Annotated in this window: 16 protein-coding genes; 10 read left to right on the plus strand and 6 right to left on the minus strand. The window is 73.2% G+C overall.

Annotation, left to right across the window (positions count from 1 at the left end; all coding sequences use genetic code 11):
- Positions 1–77: 77 nt before the first annotated feature.
- Entirely contained in the window at positions 78–989 is a 912-nt protein-coding gene (locus tag EXE57_RS15730; RefSeq protein ID WP_135079103.1) for a PfkB family carbohydrate kinase, read from the plus strand.
- A gap of 9 nt (positions 990–998) precedes the next feature.
- Here the strand turns inward: EXE57_RS15730 and EXE57_RS15735 are convergent, their stop codons facing one another.
- From EXE57_RS15735 to EXE57_RS15750, 4 genes are all read right to left on the minus strand, one after another.
- Positions 999–1,571, minus strand: coding sequence for a TIGR03086 family metal-binding protein (locus EXE57_RS15735; RefSeq protein ID WP_135079105.1), 573 nt, complete (start codon positions 1,569–1,571; stop codon positions 999–1,001).
- 4 nt (positions 1,572–1,575) lie between these two features.
- On the minus strand, positions 1,576–2,073 hold the full coding sequence (locus tag EXE57_RS15740; protein WP_135079107.1) for an SRPBCC domain-containing protein: 498 nt from the start codon (positions 2,071–2,073) through the stop codon (positions 1,576–1,578).
- Positions 2,070–2,438 carry an ArsR/SmtB family transcription factor gene (locus EXE57_RS15745; protein ID WP_135079109.1) on the minus strand — a complete coding sequence of 123 codons (369 nt, stop codon included), beginning with the start codon at positions 2,436–2,438 and terminating at the stop codon, positions 2,070–2,072. The genes EXE57_RS15740 and EXE57_RS15745 overlap by 4 nt, the downstream gene beginning before the upstream one ends.
- Before the next feature lie 79 nt (positions 2,439–2,517).
- The gene (locus EXE57_RS15750) at positions 2,518–4,170 is read right to left on the minus strand and encodes an NAD(P)/FAD-dependent oxidoreductase (RefSeq protein WP_244246872.1); all 1,653 of its coding nucleotides are present in this window, start codon (positions 4,168–4,170) and stop codon (positions 2,518–2,520) included.
- A 39-nt stretch (positions 4,171–4,209) separates the two neighbouring features.
- Between EXE57_RS15750 and truA the strand changes: the two genes are divergently transcribed.
- The 6 genes from truA (at position 4,210) to EXE57_RS15775 (ending at position 8,725) form a co-directional block, all read left to right on the plus strand.
- Positions 4,210–5,010, plus strand: a complete 801-nt coding sequence (gene truA, locus EXE57_RS20015) for a tRNA pseudouridine(38-40) synthase TruA (protein ID WP_208542877.1) — start codon at positions 4,210–4,212, stop codon at positions 5,008–5,010.
- A complete protein-coding gene (locus tag EXE57_RS20020) occupies positions 5,007–5,606 on the plus strand; it encodes a class I SAM-dependent methyltransferase (RefSeq protein WP_208542878.1) in 600 nt (199 codons plus the stop codon). The genes truA and EXE57_RS20020 overlap by 4 nt, the downstream gene beginning before the upstream one ends.
- Positions 5,607–5,698: 92 nt before the next feature.
- Positions 5,699–6,211, plus strand: coding sequence for a SigE family RNA polymerase sigma factor (locus EXE57_RS15760; protein WP_135079113.1), 513 nt, complete (start codon positions 5,699–5,701; stop codon positions 6,209–6,211).
- Positions 6,204–7,202, plus strand: a complete 999-nt coding sequence (locus EXE57_RS15765; RefSeq protein WP_135079115.1) for a hypothetical protein — start codon at positions 6,204–6,206, stop codon at positions 7,200–7,202. The genes EXE57_RS15760 and EXE57_RS15765 overlap by 8 nt, the downstream gene beginning before the upstream one ends.
- Positions 7,203–7,214: 12 nt before the next feature.
- Positions 7,215–8,243, plus strand: a complete 1,029-nt coding sequence (gene mgrA, locus EXE57_RS15770; RefSeq protein ID WP_135079118.1) for an L-glyceraldehyde 3-phosphate reductase — start codon at positions 7,215–7,217, stop codon at positions 8,241–8,243.
- Positions 8,240–8,725 carry a GNAT family N-acetyltransferase gene (locus tag EXE57_RS15775; RefSeq protein ID WP_135079120.1) on the plus strand — a complete coding sequence of 162 codons (486 nt, stop codon included), beginning with the start codon at positions 8,240–8,242 and terminating at the stop codon, positions 8,723–8,725. The genes mgrA and EXE57_RS15775 overlap by 4 nt, the downstream gene beginning before the upstream one ends.
- Positions 8,726–8,794: 69 nt before the next feature.
- On the opposite strand, the gene EXE57_RS15780 is transcribed toward EXE57_RS15775, so the two are convergent.
- Together EXE57_RS15780 and EXE57_RS15785 are read right to left on the minus strand one after the other, a co-directional pair.
- A complete protein-coding gene (locus EXE57_RS15780; protein WP_135079122.1) occupies positions 8,795–9,934 on the minus strand; it encodes an acyl-CoA dehydrogenase family protein in 1,140 nt (379 codons plus the stop codon).
- Between the two features lie 10 nt (positions 9,935–9,944).
- A complete protein-coding gene (locus tag EXE57_RS15785; protein ID WP_135079124.1) occupies positions 9,945–11,099 on the minus strand; it encodes an acyl-CoA dehydrogenase family protein in 1,155 nt (384 codons plus the stop codon).
- A 112-nt stretch (positions 11,100–11,211) separates the two neighbouring features.
- Between EXE57_RS15785 and EXE57_RS15790 the strand changes: the two genes are divergently transcribed.
- The 3 genes from EXE57_RS15790 to EXE57_RS15800 all read left to right on the plus strand — a co-directional run bounded on the left by EXE57_RS15790 (position 11,212) and on the right by EXE57_RS15800 (position 17,225).
- Positions 11,212–12,897, plus strand: coding sequence for an ABC-F family ATP-binding cassette domain-containing protein (locus tag EXE57_RS15790; RefSeq protein ID WP_135079126.1), 1,686 nt, complete (start codon positions 11,212–11,214; stop codon positions 12,895–12,897).
- Between the two features lie 94 nt (positions 12,898–12,991).
- Entirely contained in the window at positions 12,992–13,498 is a 507-nt protein-coding gene (locus EXE57_RS15795) for a hypothetical protein (RefSeq protein ID WP_135079128.1), read from the plus strand.
- A gap of 187 nt (positions 13,499–13,685) precedes the next feature.
- A complete protein-coding gene (locus tag EXE57_RS15800) occupies positions 13,686–17,225 on the plus strand; it encodes a M36 family metallopeptidase (RefSeq protein ID WP_167305931.1) in 3,540 nt (1,179 codons plus the stop codon).
- The last annotated feature ends 60 nt before the right edge of the window (positions 17,226–17,285 follow it).

Here is a 17,285-nt window from a genome sequence, read left to right on the forward strand (position 1 = left end):
GGGACGTTGCACCAGGCGTTGTGCCCGGGTCTGGTCAGCCTCTCGCGCTGGATCCCGCGATGCGGTAGTCATGTCCCATGTCGGACAAGGCACTCGTCGTGGGGGAGTCCCTGGTCGACATCGTGCGCGGCGGCGACGGCAGCACCACCGAGTTCCCGGGCGGCAGCGCCGCCAACGTCGCCGTGGCTCTGGCCCGGCTCGGACGTGCGGTCAGCTTCGCGACGAGCTGGGGCGACGACCACCGCGGCCGGGTGCTCGCCGAGCGGCTCGCCCGCGACGGGGTGGAGCTGGCCGCGGACCCGCACGCCGTCGGGCACACCTCGACCGCGCAGGCGACCATCGGGTCCGACGGTGCTGCGAGCTACGAGTTCGACCTCGCGTGGCGGCTCAACCAGGTGGACACGACGATCCCGCCGCTGGTGGTCCACACCTGCTCCCTCGGCGCCGTGATCGAGCCCGGCGCCGGCGACGTGGTGGCCCTGCTCGAGGAGCTGCGGGGGACGGCCACGATCAGCTACGACGTCAACGCCCGGCCCGCCATCACCGGCACCGGCCCGGCCCTGGTCGCCCAGGTCGAGGCGGTCGCCGCCCTGAGCGACGTGGTGAAGGCGTCCGACGAGGACCTCGCCGCGCTGTACGACGACCTCGACACGCTCTCGGGCGCCAAGCGGCTGCTGGCACTCGGGCCCGCCGCGGTCGTGGTGACGCGCGGGAACGGCGGCGCCACGTGGGTGACGATCGGGCAGGAGGTCGACGTGGCCGCCGTCCCGGTCGTGGTGGCCGACACCATCGGCGCCGGCGACACCTTCTGTGCGGGGCTGCTCGACGCGCTCTGGCAGCGCGACCTGATCGGAGCCGGCCGCCGGGACGCGCTCCACTCCGCCACCCGCGACACGGTGGTGTCGGTCCTGGCCCAGGCCGCCAGGGCGGCCTCGGTGACGGTGAGCCGGCCGGGCGCGGACCCGCCGTACCGCCACGAGCTGCAGTAGTCGGCGCGGTCAGGCGGGTGGTGACCACGCCGGGTCGCGCCCGATGAAGCCGAGCAGCCGGTCCTGGGGTGAGGCGCCGGCGGGGACCTCGACCCGCGGGCCGTACTGACCGGAGGAGCGCATCAGCTCCTCCACGGGTTCGGACCCCGCGAGGATCTCGGCGCACTGCTCCGGGTCCAGCCGGTCGTCCTGCGCCGAGGCGCGGGCCAGGTCCCAGGTGTGCAGGAAGACGTCGGTCGTGTAGAACCGGTCGATCGCCACGGCGAGGGGTACCTCCCCGACGTGCGGGTCGGCCAGCACCGCGCCGTCGGTGCGCGGGTCGTCGAGGACGTCCTGGACGGCCCGCCGCCGCGCGTCCCACGCGCCGACCGGGTCGGCCGCGGCGTCCGCCGGCGGCAGCACGATGCCGGCCCCGGCCTCCAGGAACCCGGGGAACCAGTCGACGAGGTGGGCGACCACGTCGCGCGCCGTCCAGCCGGCCACCGGGCTCGGGGCGTCCCAGTCGGTCACGCCCCGGACCCGGTCCTCGAAGGTCCCGGCGACGGCGCGGTGGCGCGCCGCGGGGGAGGAGGGGAGCGCCATCGGCTCAGACGTCGCCGGCGGCGAGCAGCCGGTCGAGCTTGGCGTACCCCTCGTGGACGCCGACGTCCATGCCGCTGCTGAGCATCCCGTCCCGGCCCTCGATCGAGTCACACAGGGACTGGGCGTGGAGTCGGGTCCGCCCGCCGCCGACGTCCTCGAACCACATGGTCTCCAGGGCGATCGCCTCGGGCATCCCCTCGTAGGCGAAGGTCTGCACGATCCGGTCGGAGGACACCTCGGGGAAGGTGCCGCGGAAGCCGTGCTCGACGCCGTCGTGCTCGGCGACGTAGCGGTAGGAGCCGAGGCTGCGGCAGTCCCAGTGGTCGATGCGGGCGTTGACGGCATCGGGGCCGATCCACCGGACGAACAGGTCGGGGTCGGTGTGGGCGCGCATCAGCTGCTCGGGCGTGGCCCGGAAGTCGCGGGTGATGCGGACGATGGGGAGGTCCGGGACCGCCTCGATGGCGGCCTCGTCGTAGGTGCTGTCGGTCTGCGTGCTCATGATGCGGTTCCCTCCTGGGGTCGGTCGTCGGTCGTGCTCTCGTCGTGCTCGTTCATCTCGGCCAGGACGGCGTCCAGGCGCCGGTAGCGCTCCTCCGCCTGGCGGCGGTAGCGCTCGATCCACTTCGTCATCAGGTCGAACACCTCCGCCTCGAGGTGGACCGGGCGGCGCTGGGCCTCCCGGCTCCGGGTGACCAGGCCGGCCTCCTCGAGCACCTTGAGGTGCTTGGAGACCGCCTGCAGGCTCACGTCGTACGGCGCGGCGAGGTCGCCGACAGTGGCGTCCTCGCGGGTGAGCCGGGCGACGATGTCGCGCCTGGTCGGGTCGCTCAGGGCCGCGAAGACCCGGGAGAGCTGGTCGGTCATCAGGTCCATCCTCAACTGATCGGTTGAGAATGAATCTAGGCCCGCCCGCAGCCATTGTCAACCGTACGGTTGAAGAATGTCAGCCGGCCAGCCACGCGTGCACGAGCGGGACCACGCTGGCCCCCTCGCCGCTCGCGGCCGCCACCCTCTTCATGGACCCGGCCCTGATGTCGCCGACCGCGAACAGGCCGGGAACGGTCGTGGCGAGGTTGGCCGGCGGCAGCCCGTCGACCCACTCCGTGGTCGGGACGTCGCGCCCGGTGAGCACGAAGCCGCGTTCGTCCCGGGTCACGCCCGCCGGCAGCCATTCGCAGTGCGGCTCGGCACCGAGCAGCAGGAACAGCCCACCGACCTCGACGCGGTCCACCTCGCCCGAGGTCCGGTGGCGGATGTCGAGCCAGCCGAGCCGTCCCTCCCCGCCACCGTCACAGATCTCGCTGCCTGTCCGCACCGACACCCGCGGGTTCCAGTCGATCTCCTTCACGAGGTAGCTCGACATCGTCTCCTCGAGCGCCTCGCGGCGGATCAGGATCGTCACCGACCGGGCGAAGCGGGCCAGGTGGAGGGCGGCCTGTCCGGCGGAGTTGCCGCCGCCGACGACCACCACGTGCTGTCCCTCGAGCTCCCGGGCCGCGCTCATCGCGCTGCCGTAGAAGACGCCCTGCCCGACCATCGCCTCCACCCGGTCGATGCCGAGCTTGCGGTAGCGCACGCCGGTCGCGACCACGACCGAGCGGGCGTGGATCTCGCCCCCGTCGGTGCGGACCACGTGGTGGTCGCCGTGGGCACAGGCGTCGACCGAGGTGACCTCCCACCCGGTGAAGAACCTGGTGCCGAAGCGGAGTGCCTGGTTGCGTGCGCGCAGCGCCAGGCGCATCCCGGAGATGCCGCGGGGGAACCCGAGGTAGTTGCGGATCATGGAGCTGGTGCCGGCCTGGCCTCCGACTGCCTCCGCCTCGACCACCACGGTGTCCAGGCCCTCCGAGGAGCCGTAGACCGCGGCGGCGAGCCCGGCCGGCCCCGCGCCGACGACGCAGAGGTCGACCACGGTGTCGACGTCGATGTCGTCGGGACGGCCGTACACCGCCGCCGCGACCTCGCGCACCGACGACGGCGCGTGCAGCTCGCGGTAGGGCGAGTCGACGAGGGGGTACGAGGCCTCGCCGTCGTAGCGCGCCACGATCTCGCGGCCCACCTCGGTGGCGGGGTCGTAGGTGCGGTGGGGCATGCCCATCCGGTCGAGGAAGTCGCGGATCGCGAGGGTGAGGGGGACTCCCGACGGCGAGACCAGCCGCACGGTCTCCACCTCGGGCTCGGCCACCGTCGACCCCCAGTCGGAGAGCAGCTCGGTGATCGCGGTGTGGAACTCCTCGTCCCGAACGCCACGCGGCATCAGCAGGTAGGCGTCGTACTTGCCGGTGGCCAGGCCCGCCCGCAGGCTGGGCGCGTCGGCGAGGAACCGGTCCCAGTGGGCCACGACCACGCGCTTGGCGGTCGGGACCAGCTGCCGCCACTTCCCGAAGGTCTGGATCGGCGTCGTCTCACGCAGCGCGGAGTCGACGACCATGAGGGCGATCGGGTCGCCCACCGCGTCCAGCCGCTTGACCAGGCGGGCGCCGTCCTCGAACGTCGTGGCGCCGTGGAGGTCGTAGTCGCGGGAGTAGCGGCCGAACTCGTCGGCCAGGAACTCGACGTGGTCGGGGGAGACCAGCACGATGGCGGGGTTGGTCACGGGATACAGCATGACTCGCTTGACCTAGGATGAGCCACCGTGCGGCTCCGGATCGACCTCTCCTACGACGGGGGCGACTTCCGTGGCTGGGCCACCCAGCCGGGGCTGCGGACGGTCCAGGGCACCCTCGAGGCGGCGCTCGCGACGGTGCTGCGGCTGCCGTCGGTGCCGGTGGTCTGCGCGGGGCGTACCGACACCGGCGTCCACGCCCGGGGCCAGGTGGTCCACCTCGACCTCCCCGACGAGGCGTACGACGAGCGGCTGCTGCGCCGGCTCAACGGGATCCTGCCGCCCGACGTCCGGGTGCGACGTGCGGCGCCCGCGGCCGCCGGCTTCGACGCCCGCTTCTCGGCCGTGTGGCGCCGCTACGCCTACCGGGTGGCCGACCTGGCCGAGCTCGCCGACCCGCTGACCCGCGGCCACGTGCTGTGGTGGCCCCGGCCGCTCGACGTCGAGGCGATGGCCGCGGCATCCGCCCCGTTGGTGGGGCTGCAGGACTTCGCTGCGTTCTGCAAGCGCCGCGAGGGCGCCACGACGATCCGCACCCTCCTCGACCTCACGTGGACCCGAGACGATCGGGGGCTCGCCGTCGCGACGGTGCGGGCGGACGCGTTCTGCCACCACATGGTGCGGTCGCTGGTCGGCTGCCTGCTCGCCGTCGGCGAGGGCCGGCGTGCGACGTCGTGGCCCGCCGAGATCCTGGCTGCCGCCGAACGGGACCCCTCGGTCGCCGTCGTCCCGGCGCACGGGCTGACGCTGGAGGAGGTCGGCTACCCCGACGACGCCGACGGACTTCTCGCCCAGGCCGGTCGTGCCCGGGCCCGCCGGGAGGAACCGTGACCGAGGACCACTACTTCTCCGCCGACCCGGCGGCTCCGTTCGCGCGCGAGGAGCTCACCTGCGAGGTGTGGGGCCACGAGCTCCGCCTGGTGAGCGGCGCCGGCGTCTTCAGCCGGGGGCACCTCGACCACGCGACCGCCGTCCTCCTGCGCGAGTGCGAGCCCCCGGCTCAGGGCCAGGTGCTCGACCTCGGCTGCGGCTACGGACCCATCGGGCTCGCGATCGCACGGGCCGTGCCCCTCGCGACGGTCACGGCCGTCGACGTCAACGAGCGAGCACTGCTGCTCGCCAACGAGAACGCCCGCGCCCTCGGGGTCGAGGGCCGGTTCATCGCCTGCCGGCCCGACCAGGTCCCGGCCGACTTCACCTTCGACGAGATCTGGTCGAACCCGCCGATCCGGATCGGCAAGCAGGCGCTCCACGAGCTGCTGCTCACCTGGCTGCCGCGGCTGCGTCCCGACGGGCGGGCGGTCATGGTCGTGGGCAAGAACCTCGGCGCCGACTCGCTCCAGCGCTGGCTGACCGACCAGGGCTGGCCGACCGTACGCCTGGCGAGCGCGAAGGGCTTCCGGGTGCTGGAGACCCGGCGCGGCTGAGGGACCGAGGCGCGCGGCGCACCGCACGGTTGCAGGGCGGTGGCGCCGGTCGTACGGCGCAACAAACCCGGTCCGGCTAGCGTCTGTGGGACATGGAGCTGGTGGCCGAGCGAGGGGTCGGAGGACGGGTGCTCGACTTCGACGCGTGGGTCGCGGCCCGGGGGGACGAGCTCTTCCGGCTCGCCTACGTCATCACCGGCAACCGTGCCGACGCCGAGGACGTCGTCCAGGACGCCCTGTCGCGGGCCCTGCCGCGGTGGGAGCGGATCGCCGCGGTCGAGGATCCCGACGCCTACGTCCGCCGGATGGTCGTCAACGCCCACACGTCGTGGTGGCGGAAGTTCCGCCGGCGGGAGTCGCCGGTCGCCGAGGTCCGCCTCGGCGAGTCCGCCGAGCCGGACGTCGCGGAGCAGGACCGGGTCTGGCGGGCCTGCCTGGCGCTGCCCGTCGACCAGCGCGTGGCCGTCGTGCTGCGCTACTACGAGCAGCGCGACTACGCCGACATCGCGGACCTGACGGGCGTGCGCGAGGGCACCGTCCGGTCGCGGGTCTCGCGCGGGCTGGCCGCGCTGCGCACCGAGCTGGAGGACGACGACGATGACTGACCGCCTCGAGCAGCGACTCGCCGACGGCCTGGCCGGCACGGCCGAGCGGGCACCCCACCCCGGCGACCTCGGCGCCGGCGCCCGGGTGCGGCTCCGCCGCCGACGTCGTACGACGGCCGCGACCGTCGCAGCCGCGCTCGCCGTCGTCGCGATCCCGGTCGGCCTGACCGTCCTCGGGGGCGGCGGCAGTGCCGGCGACCCGGACCGCGACGAGCCCACCGTCACCGACAGCGTCCCGACCGGCTGGCGCACCGAGACCTGGCGCGACCTCTCGCTCAGCGTGCCCCCGGAGTGGACCTGGGGCGGCGGCACCTCGTGGTGCACCGAAGGCAGCCTCGAGGAGGCGGGCAGCCAGGTCAGCCGGCCCGGCGGGATGGTGCCGGCGATCGCCTGCGAGCCGTCGTACGGCTACGGCGCGCACTTCCTCGAGCCCAGCCGCGGCGAGCTGCCGCCCGGGACCGAGGGGGCGGTGCAGCAGTACCGCGGCAGCCGCTACCCCGAGGACTCCTGGATCGGCTACGTCTCCACCGGTCAGGCCGCGGTGTGGGTGGTCACCGACGAGCGGACCCTCACCCGGCAGGTGCTCGACTCGGTGGAGCCGGTGGGCGAGGTCGACGCCAACGGCTGCGCGACCCGGCTCGAGATGTCGGCCCCCTCGACCAGCGGGCGGGTGTCGGTCTGCCGCTATGCCGGGGACGGGTGGCTGGAGCAGAGCGAGCTGCTGTCGAAGGCGGGCTCGCAGCAGGCGGCGGCCGCGCTGGGCTCGGCGCCGCCCGCCGAGGGCCACCTCTGCGCGAGCACGTCGGCCGTGACGGTCCGGCTCGTGGGCGGCGGCGTGGACGCCACGCTCGACCTGACCTGCGAGGAGCTCGTCCTCACCTACGGGCAGCGCCGGCTCACCGAGGACGTCCTCTACTGGGCGCTCTCGCCCGGCTGGTCGGGGGCGGTGTCCGACGACGTACCCCTGCCCCCGCACCTGCGTGGTGAGTGACATTCTGGAGCCATGAGCTACGAGGCAGCCGAGAACCGCTACGACGCCGGGATGCACTACCGCCACACCGGCCACAGTGGGCTGCAGCTCCCGGTGCTCTCGCTGGGGCTGTGGCAGAACTTCGGCACGGACCGCCCCGAGGAGACCCAGCGAGCGATCCTGCGGCGGGCCTTCGACCGGGGCGTGACCCACTTCGACCTTGCCAACAACTACGGCCCGCCGTACGGCCGCGCGGAGGAGAACTTCGGCCGCTACCTCGCCGACGACTTCAAGCCGTACCGCGACGAGCTGGTCATCTCGACGAAGGCGGGCTACGACATGTGGCCGGGGCCGTACGGGCAGGGCGGCGGGTCGCGCAAGTACGTCCTCGCCAGCCTCGACCAGTCGCTCGCCCGGATGGGCCTGGACTACGTCGACATCTTCTACAGCCACCGCTTCGACCCCGACACCCCGGTCGCGGAGACGATGATGGCGCTCGACACGGCGGTCCGGTCCGGTCGCGCGCTCTATGCCGGCATCAGCTCCTACTCCGCGGAGAAGACGCGCGAGGCCGCGACCATCGCCCGCGACCTCGGCACGCCGCTGCTGATCCACCAGCCGTCGTACTCGATGCTCAACCGCTGGATCGAGGGCGACCTGCTCGACGAGCTCGAGCAGCAGGGGATGGGCTGCATCGTCTTCACCGCGCTCGCGCAGGGGCTGCTGACCGACCGCTACCTCGACGGCATCCCCGCCGACTCCCGCGCGGCGCGCGACGACTCCACGCTCACCGGCCTCGAGGACGACGTGCTGCGGCGGGTGCGGGCGCTGAACGAGATCGCGCAGCGCCGTGGCCAGAAGCTCGCCCAGCTCGCGCTGCAGTGGGCGGTCCGCGACCCGCGGGTGACCAGCGCGGTGATCGGCGCCTCCAGCGTCGAGCAGCTCGACGCCAACCTCGACGCGGTCGACGCGCCGCCGCTGACCGACGACGAGCTCGCCGAGATCGACCGGTACGCCGGCGACTCCGGCGTCAACCTCTGGGCGAAGTCGACCGAGGAGTGACCGGCCTGCTGGAGCCGCTCGGCGCGGCCGACCACGACGCGGTGCTCGCGCTCAACGAGCGGCACCAGCACCTCACCGCGCCGATGGACCTCGACCGGCTTCGTCACCTCGACGAGGTCGGCACGGTCGAGGTGATCCGCGACCGGGGACGCTTCGGTGGGTTCGTCGTGACCGTGACGAGCGGAGCGACGTTCGACAGCGAGAACTTCGCCTGGTTCGCCGAGCGCTACGACCGCTACTGCTACCTCGACCGGATCGTCGTCCACGAGGACGCCCGACGGCTCGGCCTCGCCCGTCGGGTGTACGACGAGCTGGAGGCCCGGACCGCGCAGACCGCTCCGCTGCTGACCCTCGAGGTCAACACCGACCCACCCAACGAGGCCTCCCTCGCCTTCCACGCCGGCCGCGGCTTCGAGCAGGTCGGCGAGCGCTTCATCGTCGACCACACCGTGGCGATGATGGTGAAGCGGCTCGCGCCCTAGCCGCCGCGTGTGCCTGAGACCGGCGCAGGGACCGTGCTCAGGCACACGCCGGGGCTCCCGTGGAGCAGGTCAGCCCAGCGGGTCGAGCATCCCGTGGTCGTCGACGCGGCCGGCGAGCTGCGCGAGGTGGTGGGAGCCGTCGCCGAGCAGGTGGTCGAGGACGGTGAGCTGGGCGACCAGGCTGCCGACGGAGTACTCGGCCGTCATCGCGATGCCACCGTGGAGCTGGATCGTCTCCTGGCCGACGTGGCGGCCGGCTCGGCTCACCTGCAGGGACACCCGGGCAGCGGCATCGGCGAGCGTCGCCGGGTCGCCCTGCTCGACCACCATGGTCGCCCAGTCGACCACGCTCTGCGTGAGCTCCAGGGAGACGTACATGTCGGCGGCCCGGAAGGTCAGGTCCTGGAAGGTGTTGAGCGTGACCCCGAACTGCTTGCGGCTCGTGAGGTAGCCGGTCGTCGCCGTCAGGGCCGACCGCATCGCGCCCAGCGCCTGGTTGGCTCCCATCACGCGGGCGAGGTCCTGCACCGTCGCGATGCTGGCGGTGAGGTCGCGGCCGGCCTCGCCCAGCGGGGTACCGGGCGTGTCGTCGAGGACGACCCGGGCGGCGCGGCTGCCGTCGTAGACGGCGTAGCCGGTGACCTCGGCTGCGGCGGGGTCGACGACGAAGACACCCGTGCCGCCCGTTGGCAGGACGGCGCTCACGAGCAGCACGTCGGCCCGCGCGCCGTGGGGGACCGGCTCCTTGGTGCCGCTCAGGGTCCAGCGGCCGTCCGACTCCGACGCCGTCACCGACGACGCCTCGGCCGTCCAGCGCCCACCCGGCTCGGCGTGGGCGAGGGCCAGCAGGCGCTCCCCGCCGGCCAGCGGTCCGATCAGCTCGGACCGTTGCGCCGGCGACCCGCAGGCCGCGACCAGACCACCGGCGGTCACGACCGCCGCGAGGTACGGCTCGGGCGCGGCCACCCGCCCCAGCTCCTGGCAGACGATGCCGATCTCGACCGGCCCGGCCCCGGCGCCGCCGTCGGCCTCGGCGAAGGGCAGTCCGAGCAGCCCCATCTCCGCCATCCGCGCCCACAGCCGCTCGTCGAAGCCGGGGTCCTCACCGGTGGTCGTACGCCGGTGGTCGTGGTCGGCGTACGTCTCGCCGACCAGCCCCCTGACCGCGTCCCGCAGGGCCTGCTGCTCGTCGTCGTGCTCGAAGTCCATGGGTGCCCTCTCAGAGCCCGAGGATCCGGCTGGCGATGATCTGCCGCTGGATCTCGTTGGAGCCGCCGTAGATGGAGGCCTTGCGGAGGTTGAGGTAGCGCGGGGTCGATCCTCGTTGCCACGACGCCAGGGCGCTGTCGTCGTCGGCGCCGCTCGCGAGCGAGCCCGGGCCGGCGAGGTCGACGGCGAGCTCGCTGACCGCCTGCTGCAGCTCCGAACCCTTCAGCTTGAGGACCGAGGAGGCGGGGTGCGGCTCGCCGTCGGTGGAGTGGGCCGCCACCCGCAGGGCGGTCAGCTCGAGGGCGAGCAGCTCGTTCTCGAGCTCGGCGATCCGGGCCCGGGCGAGGGGGTCGTCGGCGACGACGTCGGCCGCGACCTCCTTGAGCCGCGCGAGTGCCCGCTTGGTGGCGGTGACCGGGGCGACGCCCACCCGCTCGTTGCCGAGGAGGAACTTCGCGATCGTCCAGCCCTGGTTGAGCTCTCCGACGAGCAGGTCGCCGGGCACGCGGACGTCGTCGAACCAGACCTCGTTGACCTCGTGGCCGCCGTCGATCAGCTCGATCGGGCGGACCTCGACGCCGGGGAGGCTCATGTCGATGAGGAGCATCGAGATGCCCCGCTGCTTCTTGGCCTCGGGGTCGGTGCGCACCAGCATGAAGATCCAGTCGGCGTGCTGGCCGAGCGTCGTCCAGGTCTTCTGCCCGTTGACGACCCACTCGTCGCCGTCACGGACCGCGGAGGTGCGCAGCGAGGCGAGGTCGGACCCGGCGTCCGGCTCGGAGAAGCCCTGCGCCCACCAGATGTCGAGGTTGGCGGTGGCGGGGAGGAAGCGGTCCTTCTGCTCCTGCGTCCCGAACTGGGTGAGCACCGGCCCGATCATCGAGGCGTTGAACGCGAGCGGCGGTGGGACGCCCGCGCGCTGCATCTCGTCGTACCAGAGGTGGCGCTGCAGGTCGCTCCAGCCGCGGCCGCCGTACTCCTCGGGCCAGTGCGGGACCGCCAGTCCGGCGCCGTTCATGACGCGCATGGCCTCGACGATCTGCTCCTTGGAGAGCTCTCGCCCCTCGATCACCGTCTGCCTGATCTCCTCGGGCACCTCGGTGGTGAAGAAGCGCCGCATCTCCTCGCGGAACGCCCGGTCGTCCTCCGACAGCTGCAGCCTCATGCCGCCCAACATACGGCGCGTGTGCCTGAGACCGGCGAGGATGCCGGTCCCAGGCACACGCGGCGACTAATGGGGGTGCGGTGGACGTCGTCGGCAGGGAGAATCGTCGTTCGTGGGACACGTGGACGTCGCCGGGGTGCGCTACGAGCTGCCGGACGGCCGCGTGCTGCTCGACGACGTGTCCTTCCGGGTCGGGGAGGGCGCCAAGGTGGCGCTGGTCGGCGCCAACGGCGCGGGCAAGACGACGCTGCTCCGCATCATCACCGGCGACCTCACCCCGCACGCCGGGGTCGTGACCCGCACCGGCGGCCTGGGCGTGATGCGGCAGATGGTCGCCCACGGGCTGGGCGAGGCCCCGACCGTGGCCGACCTGCTGCTGAGCGTCGCGCCCGCGCGGGTCCGCGCCGCGCATGCCGAGGTCGACCGGCTCGAGGTCGCCCTGATGGAGTCCGACGACGAGCGGACACAGCTGGCGTACGCCACCGCGCTCTCGGAGTACGCCGACGCCGGCGGCTACGACCTCGAGGTGACGTGGGACGTCTGCACGACGACCGGCCTCGGTGTCCCGTACGACCGGGCGAAGTACCGCGAGCTGCGAACCCTGTCCGGGGGCGAGCAGAAGCGGCTGGTGCTGGAGTACCTGCTGCGGGGGCCCGAGGAGGTGCTGCTCCTCGACGAGCCGGACAACTTCCTCGACGTGCCGGGCAAGGTGTGGCTGGAGCAGCGGATCCGCGAGTCCGAGAAGACGATCCTCTTCATCAGCCACGACCGCGAGCTGCTCGACAACACCGCCACCCGGGTGGTCACGGTGGAGCTCGGCCACGCGGGCAACCTGGTGTGGACGCACCCGGGCGGCTTCGCGAGCTACCACGAGGCGCGCAAGGAGCGGTTCCTGCGCTTCGAGGAGCTGCGGAAGCGCTGGGACGAGGAGCACGCCAAGCTCAAGGCGCTCGTGCAGATGTACAAGCAGAAGGCCGCCTACAACGCCGACATGGCCAGCCGCTACCAGGCGGCCCAGACCCGGCTGAGGAAGTTCGAGGAGGCCGGTCCGCCGACCGAGCAGCCGCGCGAGCAGCAGGTGAAGATGCGGCTCAAGGGCGGCCGCACCGGCAAGCGCGCGGTGGTCTGTGAACAGCTCGAGCTGACCGGCCTGATGCGTCCCTTCGACCTCGAGGTCTGGTACGGCGAGCGGGTGGCCGTCCTCGGCAGCAACGGGTCCGGGAAGTCCCACTTCCTGCGGCTGCTGGCCGCCGGCGGCAGCGACCCCGACCGCGAGCACCTGCCGGTCGGCGACGTCCCGGTCGCGCCGGTGAACCACACCGGCCGCGCCAAGCTGGGCGCGCGGGTCCGGCCAGGGTGGTTCGTGCAGACCCACGAGCACCCCGAGCTGGTGGGCCGGACCCTGCTGGAGATCCTCCACCGCGGCGACGACCACCGCGACGGGATGGGACGCGAGCAGGCCGCCCGGGTGCTCGACCGCTACGAGCTCGCCCACGCCGGAGAGCAGAAGTTCGAGTCGCTCAGCGGCGGCCAGCAGGCGCGGTTCCAGATCCTGCTGCTCGAGCTGTCCGGGGCGACGCTGCTGCTGCTCGACGAGCCCACCGACAACCTCGACGTCCAGAGCGCCGAGGCGCTCGAGGCCGGCCTGGAGTCCTTCGAGGGGACGGTCGTCGCGGTGACGCACGACCGGTGGTTCGCCCGCGGCTTCGACCGGTTCCTCGTCTACGGCGCGGACGGCGGCGTCTACGAGTCGGACGGCCCGGTCTGGGACGAGGGACGGGTGCTGCGGGCGCGCTGACCGCTGACCCGCCGCCCGGCGGCGGCTCGACCCCGGTTCAAGGTTTCGGCGTTTCGCCCCCGCGGTGAACGTCTCGCGCCCACACTGGCGACCAGTGACGGACACGACCCAGGGGGACACCATGCTGGACTTCGACCGAGCAGTGCACGGGACCGACACCACCACCGACGAGACCGGGCTCGCCCTGGTCGACGAGCCGGCGACCGACCAGGACTCGCCCTTCAGCGCCGCCGCCCGGATGCTCGAGCTCGCCTCCGAAACCGCCGAGCGGCTCGTCAGCGACGCGGAGGCGGAGGCCGCCTCCCTCCTCGCCGCTGCCCGGGCCGGTGCCGATGACCTCGCCGAGGCGAGCCGCGCCGAGTCGGAGGGGGTCGCGGCCGAGCTGGCCCGCGCCCGCGAGGAGCAGACCGCCGACCTCGACCGCGAGCGTAGGACGGCCCTGGCCGGGCTGGCCGACGAGAAGGCCGCGCTCGAGGCACAGATCGACGCGCTGCGTGAGGCGGAGGCTGACCAGCGGCACCGGATGCGCCAGCACCTCACCCAGCACCTCGCGATGCTCGACACGAGCGACTCGGTGCCGCCCGCGGTCATCGCGAGCTGACTCCGGGGGACGCTGTCGCGGTCGGCCATCCCGACGGCTCGCGCCCGCACGAGTGCGTGCGTGACCTCGGGAGCACGACGTCGTTGAGTGCGTCGTACCGGTTCGGGGAGGGGTCGGGCACCGACCGGCGGCCACCAGCCGCGCCAGCGAGGTCGGCGGGATCCGCCGACGTGCAGGAGAACTGCTCATGCGCCCGTCCCGGACCACCTCTCGTCGCCGGCTTGCCCTGCTCGGCGTCCCCGCGCTCGGCCTGGCCGTCGCGGCCACGCTCGCCCCGGCCAGCGGCCAGGAGCCGTCGCTGCCGGAGCCCGGCAGCCTCGACTTCTCCTTCCAGGGGGAGGGCGAGGACCACGTCGACTCCGCGGACTTCCGCGAGGGGGCCGTTCGCCCGACCGCGGCACAGCGTGCGGCCGCCCGGTCGCTCGGGGCGACCACCGCCCGGTGGAACGCCTTCGGCACGCCCCGGGTGCTGCTCAACTCCCGCGGCTACCTCTCGGCGCCCCGGGCGGGTGAGGCGACCGAGGTGGCGCGTGGCTTCGTGGACACCCACCGTGCGCTGTTCAGGCTCTCCTCCGACGCGGTCGCGGCTCTCGAGGTCGTCACCGACTCGCCTCTCCACGACAGCCCCGACCTCGCCCGGGTGAGGGTCGGCGAGGAGCCACGCAACGCCGACGTGCCCCACGTGGTCACCTTCCGGCAGACCTTCGGCGATCTCGCCGCCGCCCAGGACGGCCTGCTCACCGTGGGTGTCCAGCGCGACGGACGGGTGGCGTACGTGTCCTCGTCGGTGACGGGCGACGAGACCGCCTCCGTGGGCCAGCAGCTCGACGCCACCGCGGCGCTCCGGGCGGCGGCCGACGACGTCGACCTCGACCTCGGCGAGCTCACCGCGGTCGACGCGGACGGCCCCTGGTCGACCTTCGAGGCGGCGCTCTCCCGCGACGTCCAGCGGGCGCGCTTGATGGCGTTGCCGACGCCCACCGACGGGGTGCGGACGGTCTGGGAGACCACGCTGCTGAAGTCCGACCACACCGACCATGCGGGGATGGCCGAGCCGGCCGCCTTCATCAGCTTCGTCGACGCCGCCACCGGCGAGGTGCTGCTGCGCGACAACAGGGTCGACCACCTCGCCGAGGACCTCGCCCTGCCCACCGCCGCCCCCACCGCCGAGCCCTTCACCGGCAGCACGGACGACGTGGGCGCCTGCACGCCCCAGCGCCACGGCCCGTACGACGTCGCCGACGGCACCGGCCAGCTGACCGTCAGCGCGGCCGTCACGACCCCCAACGGCCTCGACGACGACATCACGATCTACCTCTACCGGGCGGGCGAGGCCGACCCCGTCGCATCCCAGGACCTGCTCGGGAGCCCCGAGGTGCTCAGCTACGCCCCCGCCGGCGGGGTGCCGGCCGGTGACTACGCGGTCGAGGTCTGCGAGTTCACCCCCGCCGCCGGCTCCATCGCCTACGTCGGCGCCGTGGCCACCGGTCCGGCCGGCTCGGTGGAACCGGCGCTGCCGCGCTGGCGGGTCTTCCCCGGCAACCCGGAGTTCACCGACTCCGCCGACCCCGGCGCCGACACCCGCGAGCTGTGGTGCTGGGTGGGCGACGGCGCGGAGTGCGACGAGGAGCAGCAGAACACCGCGGCCCGGCTGCCGTGGGACGTCCTCGCACCCAGCCTCCCGACCTTCACCACGCTCGGCAACAACGCCACCACCGCGATCTCCGAGGTGAGCTTCGTGTCGCCCGACACGGTCGTCCAGCGCCCGGCGAGCCCGGACCGCCGCTACGACTACGACTGGGAGAACACCTGGTTCGACTCCAGCTGCGACCCCACCGTCTTCGACCAGCCCGCTGGCAACGACGACGACGCGTCGGTGGCCAACCTCTTCGTCAGCCACAACCGGATGCACGACTGGAGCTACTACCTCGGGTTCACCGAGCTGAACTCCAACATGCAGGTCTCCAACTTCGGCAACACCGGCCCCACGCGGGAGAACGACCCCGAGGTCGGCAACGCGCAGGCCGGCCGACGGACCTTCAACGGCCGCGACAACGCCAACCAGATCACGCTGCAGGACGGCATCGCGCCGATCACCAACCAGTACCTCTGGCAGCCGCTCGCCGGCGCGTTCTACGCCGCCTGCACCGACGGGGCCTACGACATGGCGGTCGTGGCGCACGAGTACGGCCACGCGATCAGCAACCGGATGGTGGCCGGGCCCGACACCGGCACCGGCAGCACCCAGGGACAGACGGAGAGCTGGTCGGACCTCGTCTTCGCCGAGTACTTCCGCGGCTACGGCATCTCGACCGGCGAGGGCGCCAACCCGTTCGCGCTGGCGCCGTACGTCTCCGGCAACAAGGAGCGCGGCATCCGCAACTACGGGATGAACGCCAGCCCGCTCAACTACTCCGACCTGGAGTACGACGGCAGCGGCACCACGTCCCCGCACGCGGACGGCGAGATCTGGAGCGCCACCAACTTCGACATCGCCGAGGCGCTCAACGCGAAGTACGACGCCCGGTTCCCCTCGAGCGACCGCGTCCTGCAGCTGCGCTGCGCGAAGGGCCGGCTCCCCGCCGGCCGCTGCCCGGGCAACCGGCGCTGGGCGCAGATCATGTTCGACGGCTTCCTGCTGACCCCGAGCGGGTCGACCATGCTCGACTCGCGCGACGCGATGCTGGCCGCGGACCGGCTGCGCTTCGGCGGCGCCAACCAGGCCGAGCTGTGGAAGGCCTTCGCCCGCCGCGGCATGGGTGAGACCGCGTCGTCGACGGACGCCGACGACCGGGAGCCGGTCCCCGGCTGGAGCTCACCGCTGACCCGCAACGAGGCGACGGTGACCTTCGCGTCGCCCGCCGGGCGGACCACGGTCTTCACCGGTGACTACGAGGCGCGGATCAGCCCCACGGCCGACAACATCCGCCGGACCGCGACCCGCGCCACCGTCTCCTTCGTCCCCGGTCGCTACCGCTTCCTGGCGCAGGCTCCCGGCCACGGCGCGGTGCGCTTCAGCCGGACGTTCGAGCCGGGCCAGGACGTGACCGTCCGCGTGCCGCTACGCACGAACCTCGCATCGGCCCACAACGGTGCCACCGCGACCGGCGACGGCATCAACCTCGAGAACCTGATCGACGACACCGAGGCGACCAACTGGGCCTCCCTGGAGTCCGCCGGCACGGCCAGCGAGGGACGCGGCGAGGGCCAGCAGGTGCAGGGTCGGCAGGTCACGGTCGAGCTCGGTGACGAGGCGGTCCGGGTCAACCGGGTCAACGTCAGCGCCGCGCTGAGGCCGACCGACGCCGAGGACGAGGACTCCGGCAGCCAGAGCCGCTTCTCGGCGCTGCGCTCCTTCGACATCCTGGTGTGCGACGCCACCGTGCGCGGCAGGTCGTGCACCGACGACGAGGCGGAGTTCGACGTCGTCTACCGCAGCGCGGCCGACGCCTTCCCCGGTGTACGCCCGCGCCCGGCGGCCCCGGACCTGACGCTGCGAGGCTTCCGATTCGCCGGCGTGGACGCCACCCACGTCCGGATCCGGGTTCGCGACAGCCAGTGCACCGGCGCTCCGGCCTACCAGGCGGCGGCCAACCCCTCCAACGACCCGGTCTTCAGCAACCCCGACTGCGACAGCGAGGAGCAGACGCCGGATCGGGCCGTGCTGACCCCGCCGGTGGAGCAGGTCCGGATCGCCGAGCTGCAGGTCTTCGGCCCTCGGGCCTGAGCCCTGACGGCGTCACCCCGGCCGAGCGGCCGAAACCGGCGCTCCCCGGTCGAGACCTCG

The sequence above is a fragment of the Nocardioides euryhalodurans genome, assembly GCF_004564375.1.
Classification (GTDB): Bacteria; Actinomycetota; Actinomycetes; order Propionibacteriales; family Nocardioidaceae; genus Nocardioides; species Nocardioides euryhalodurans.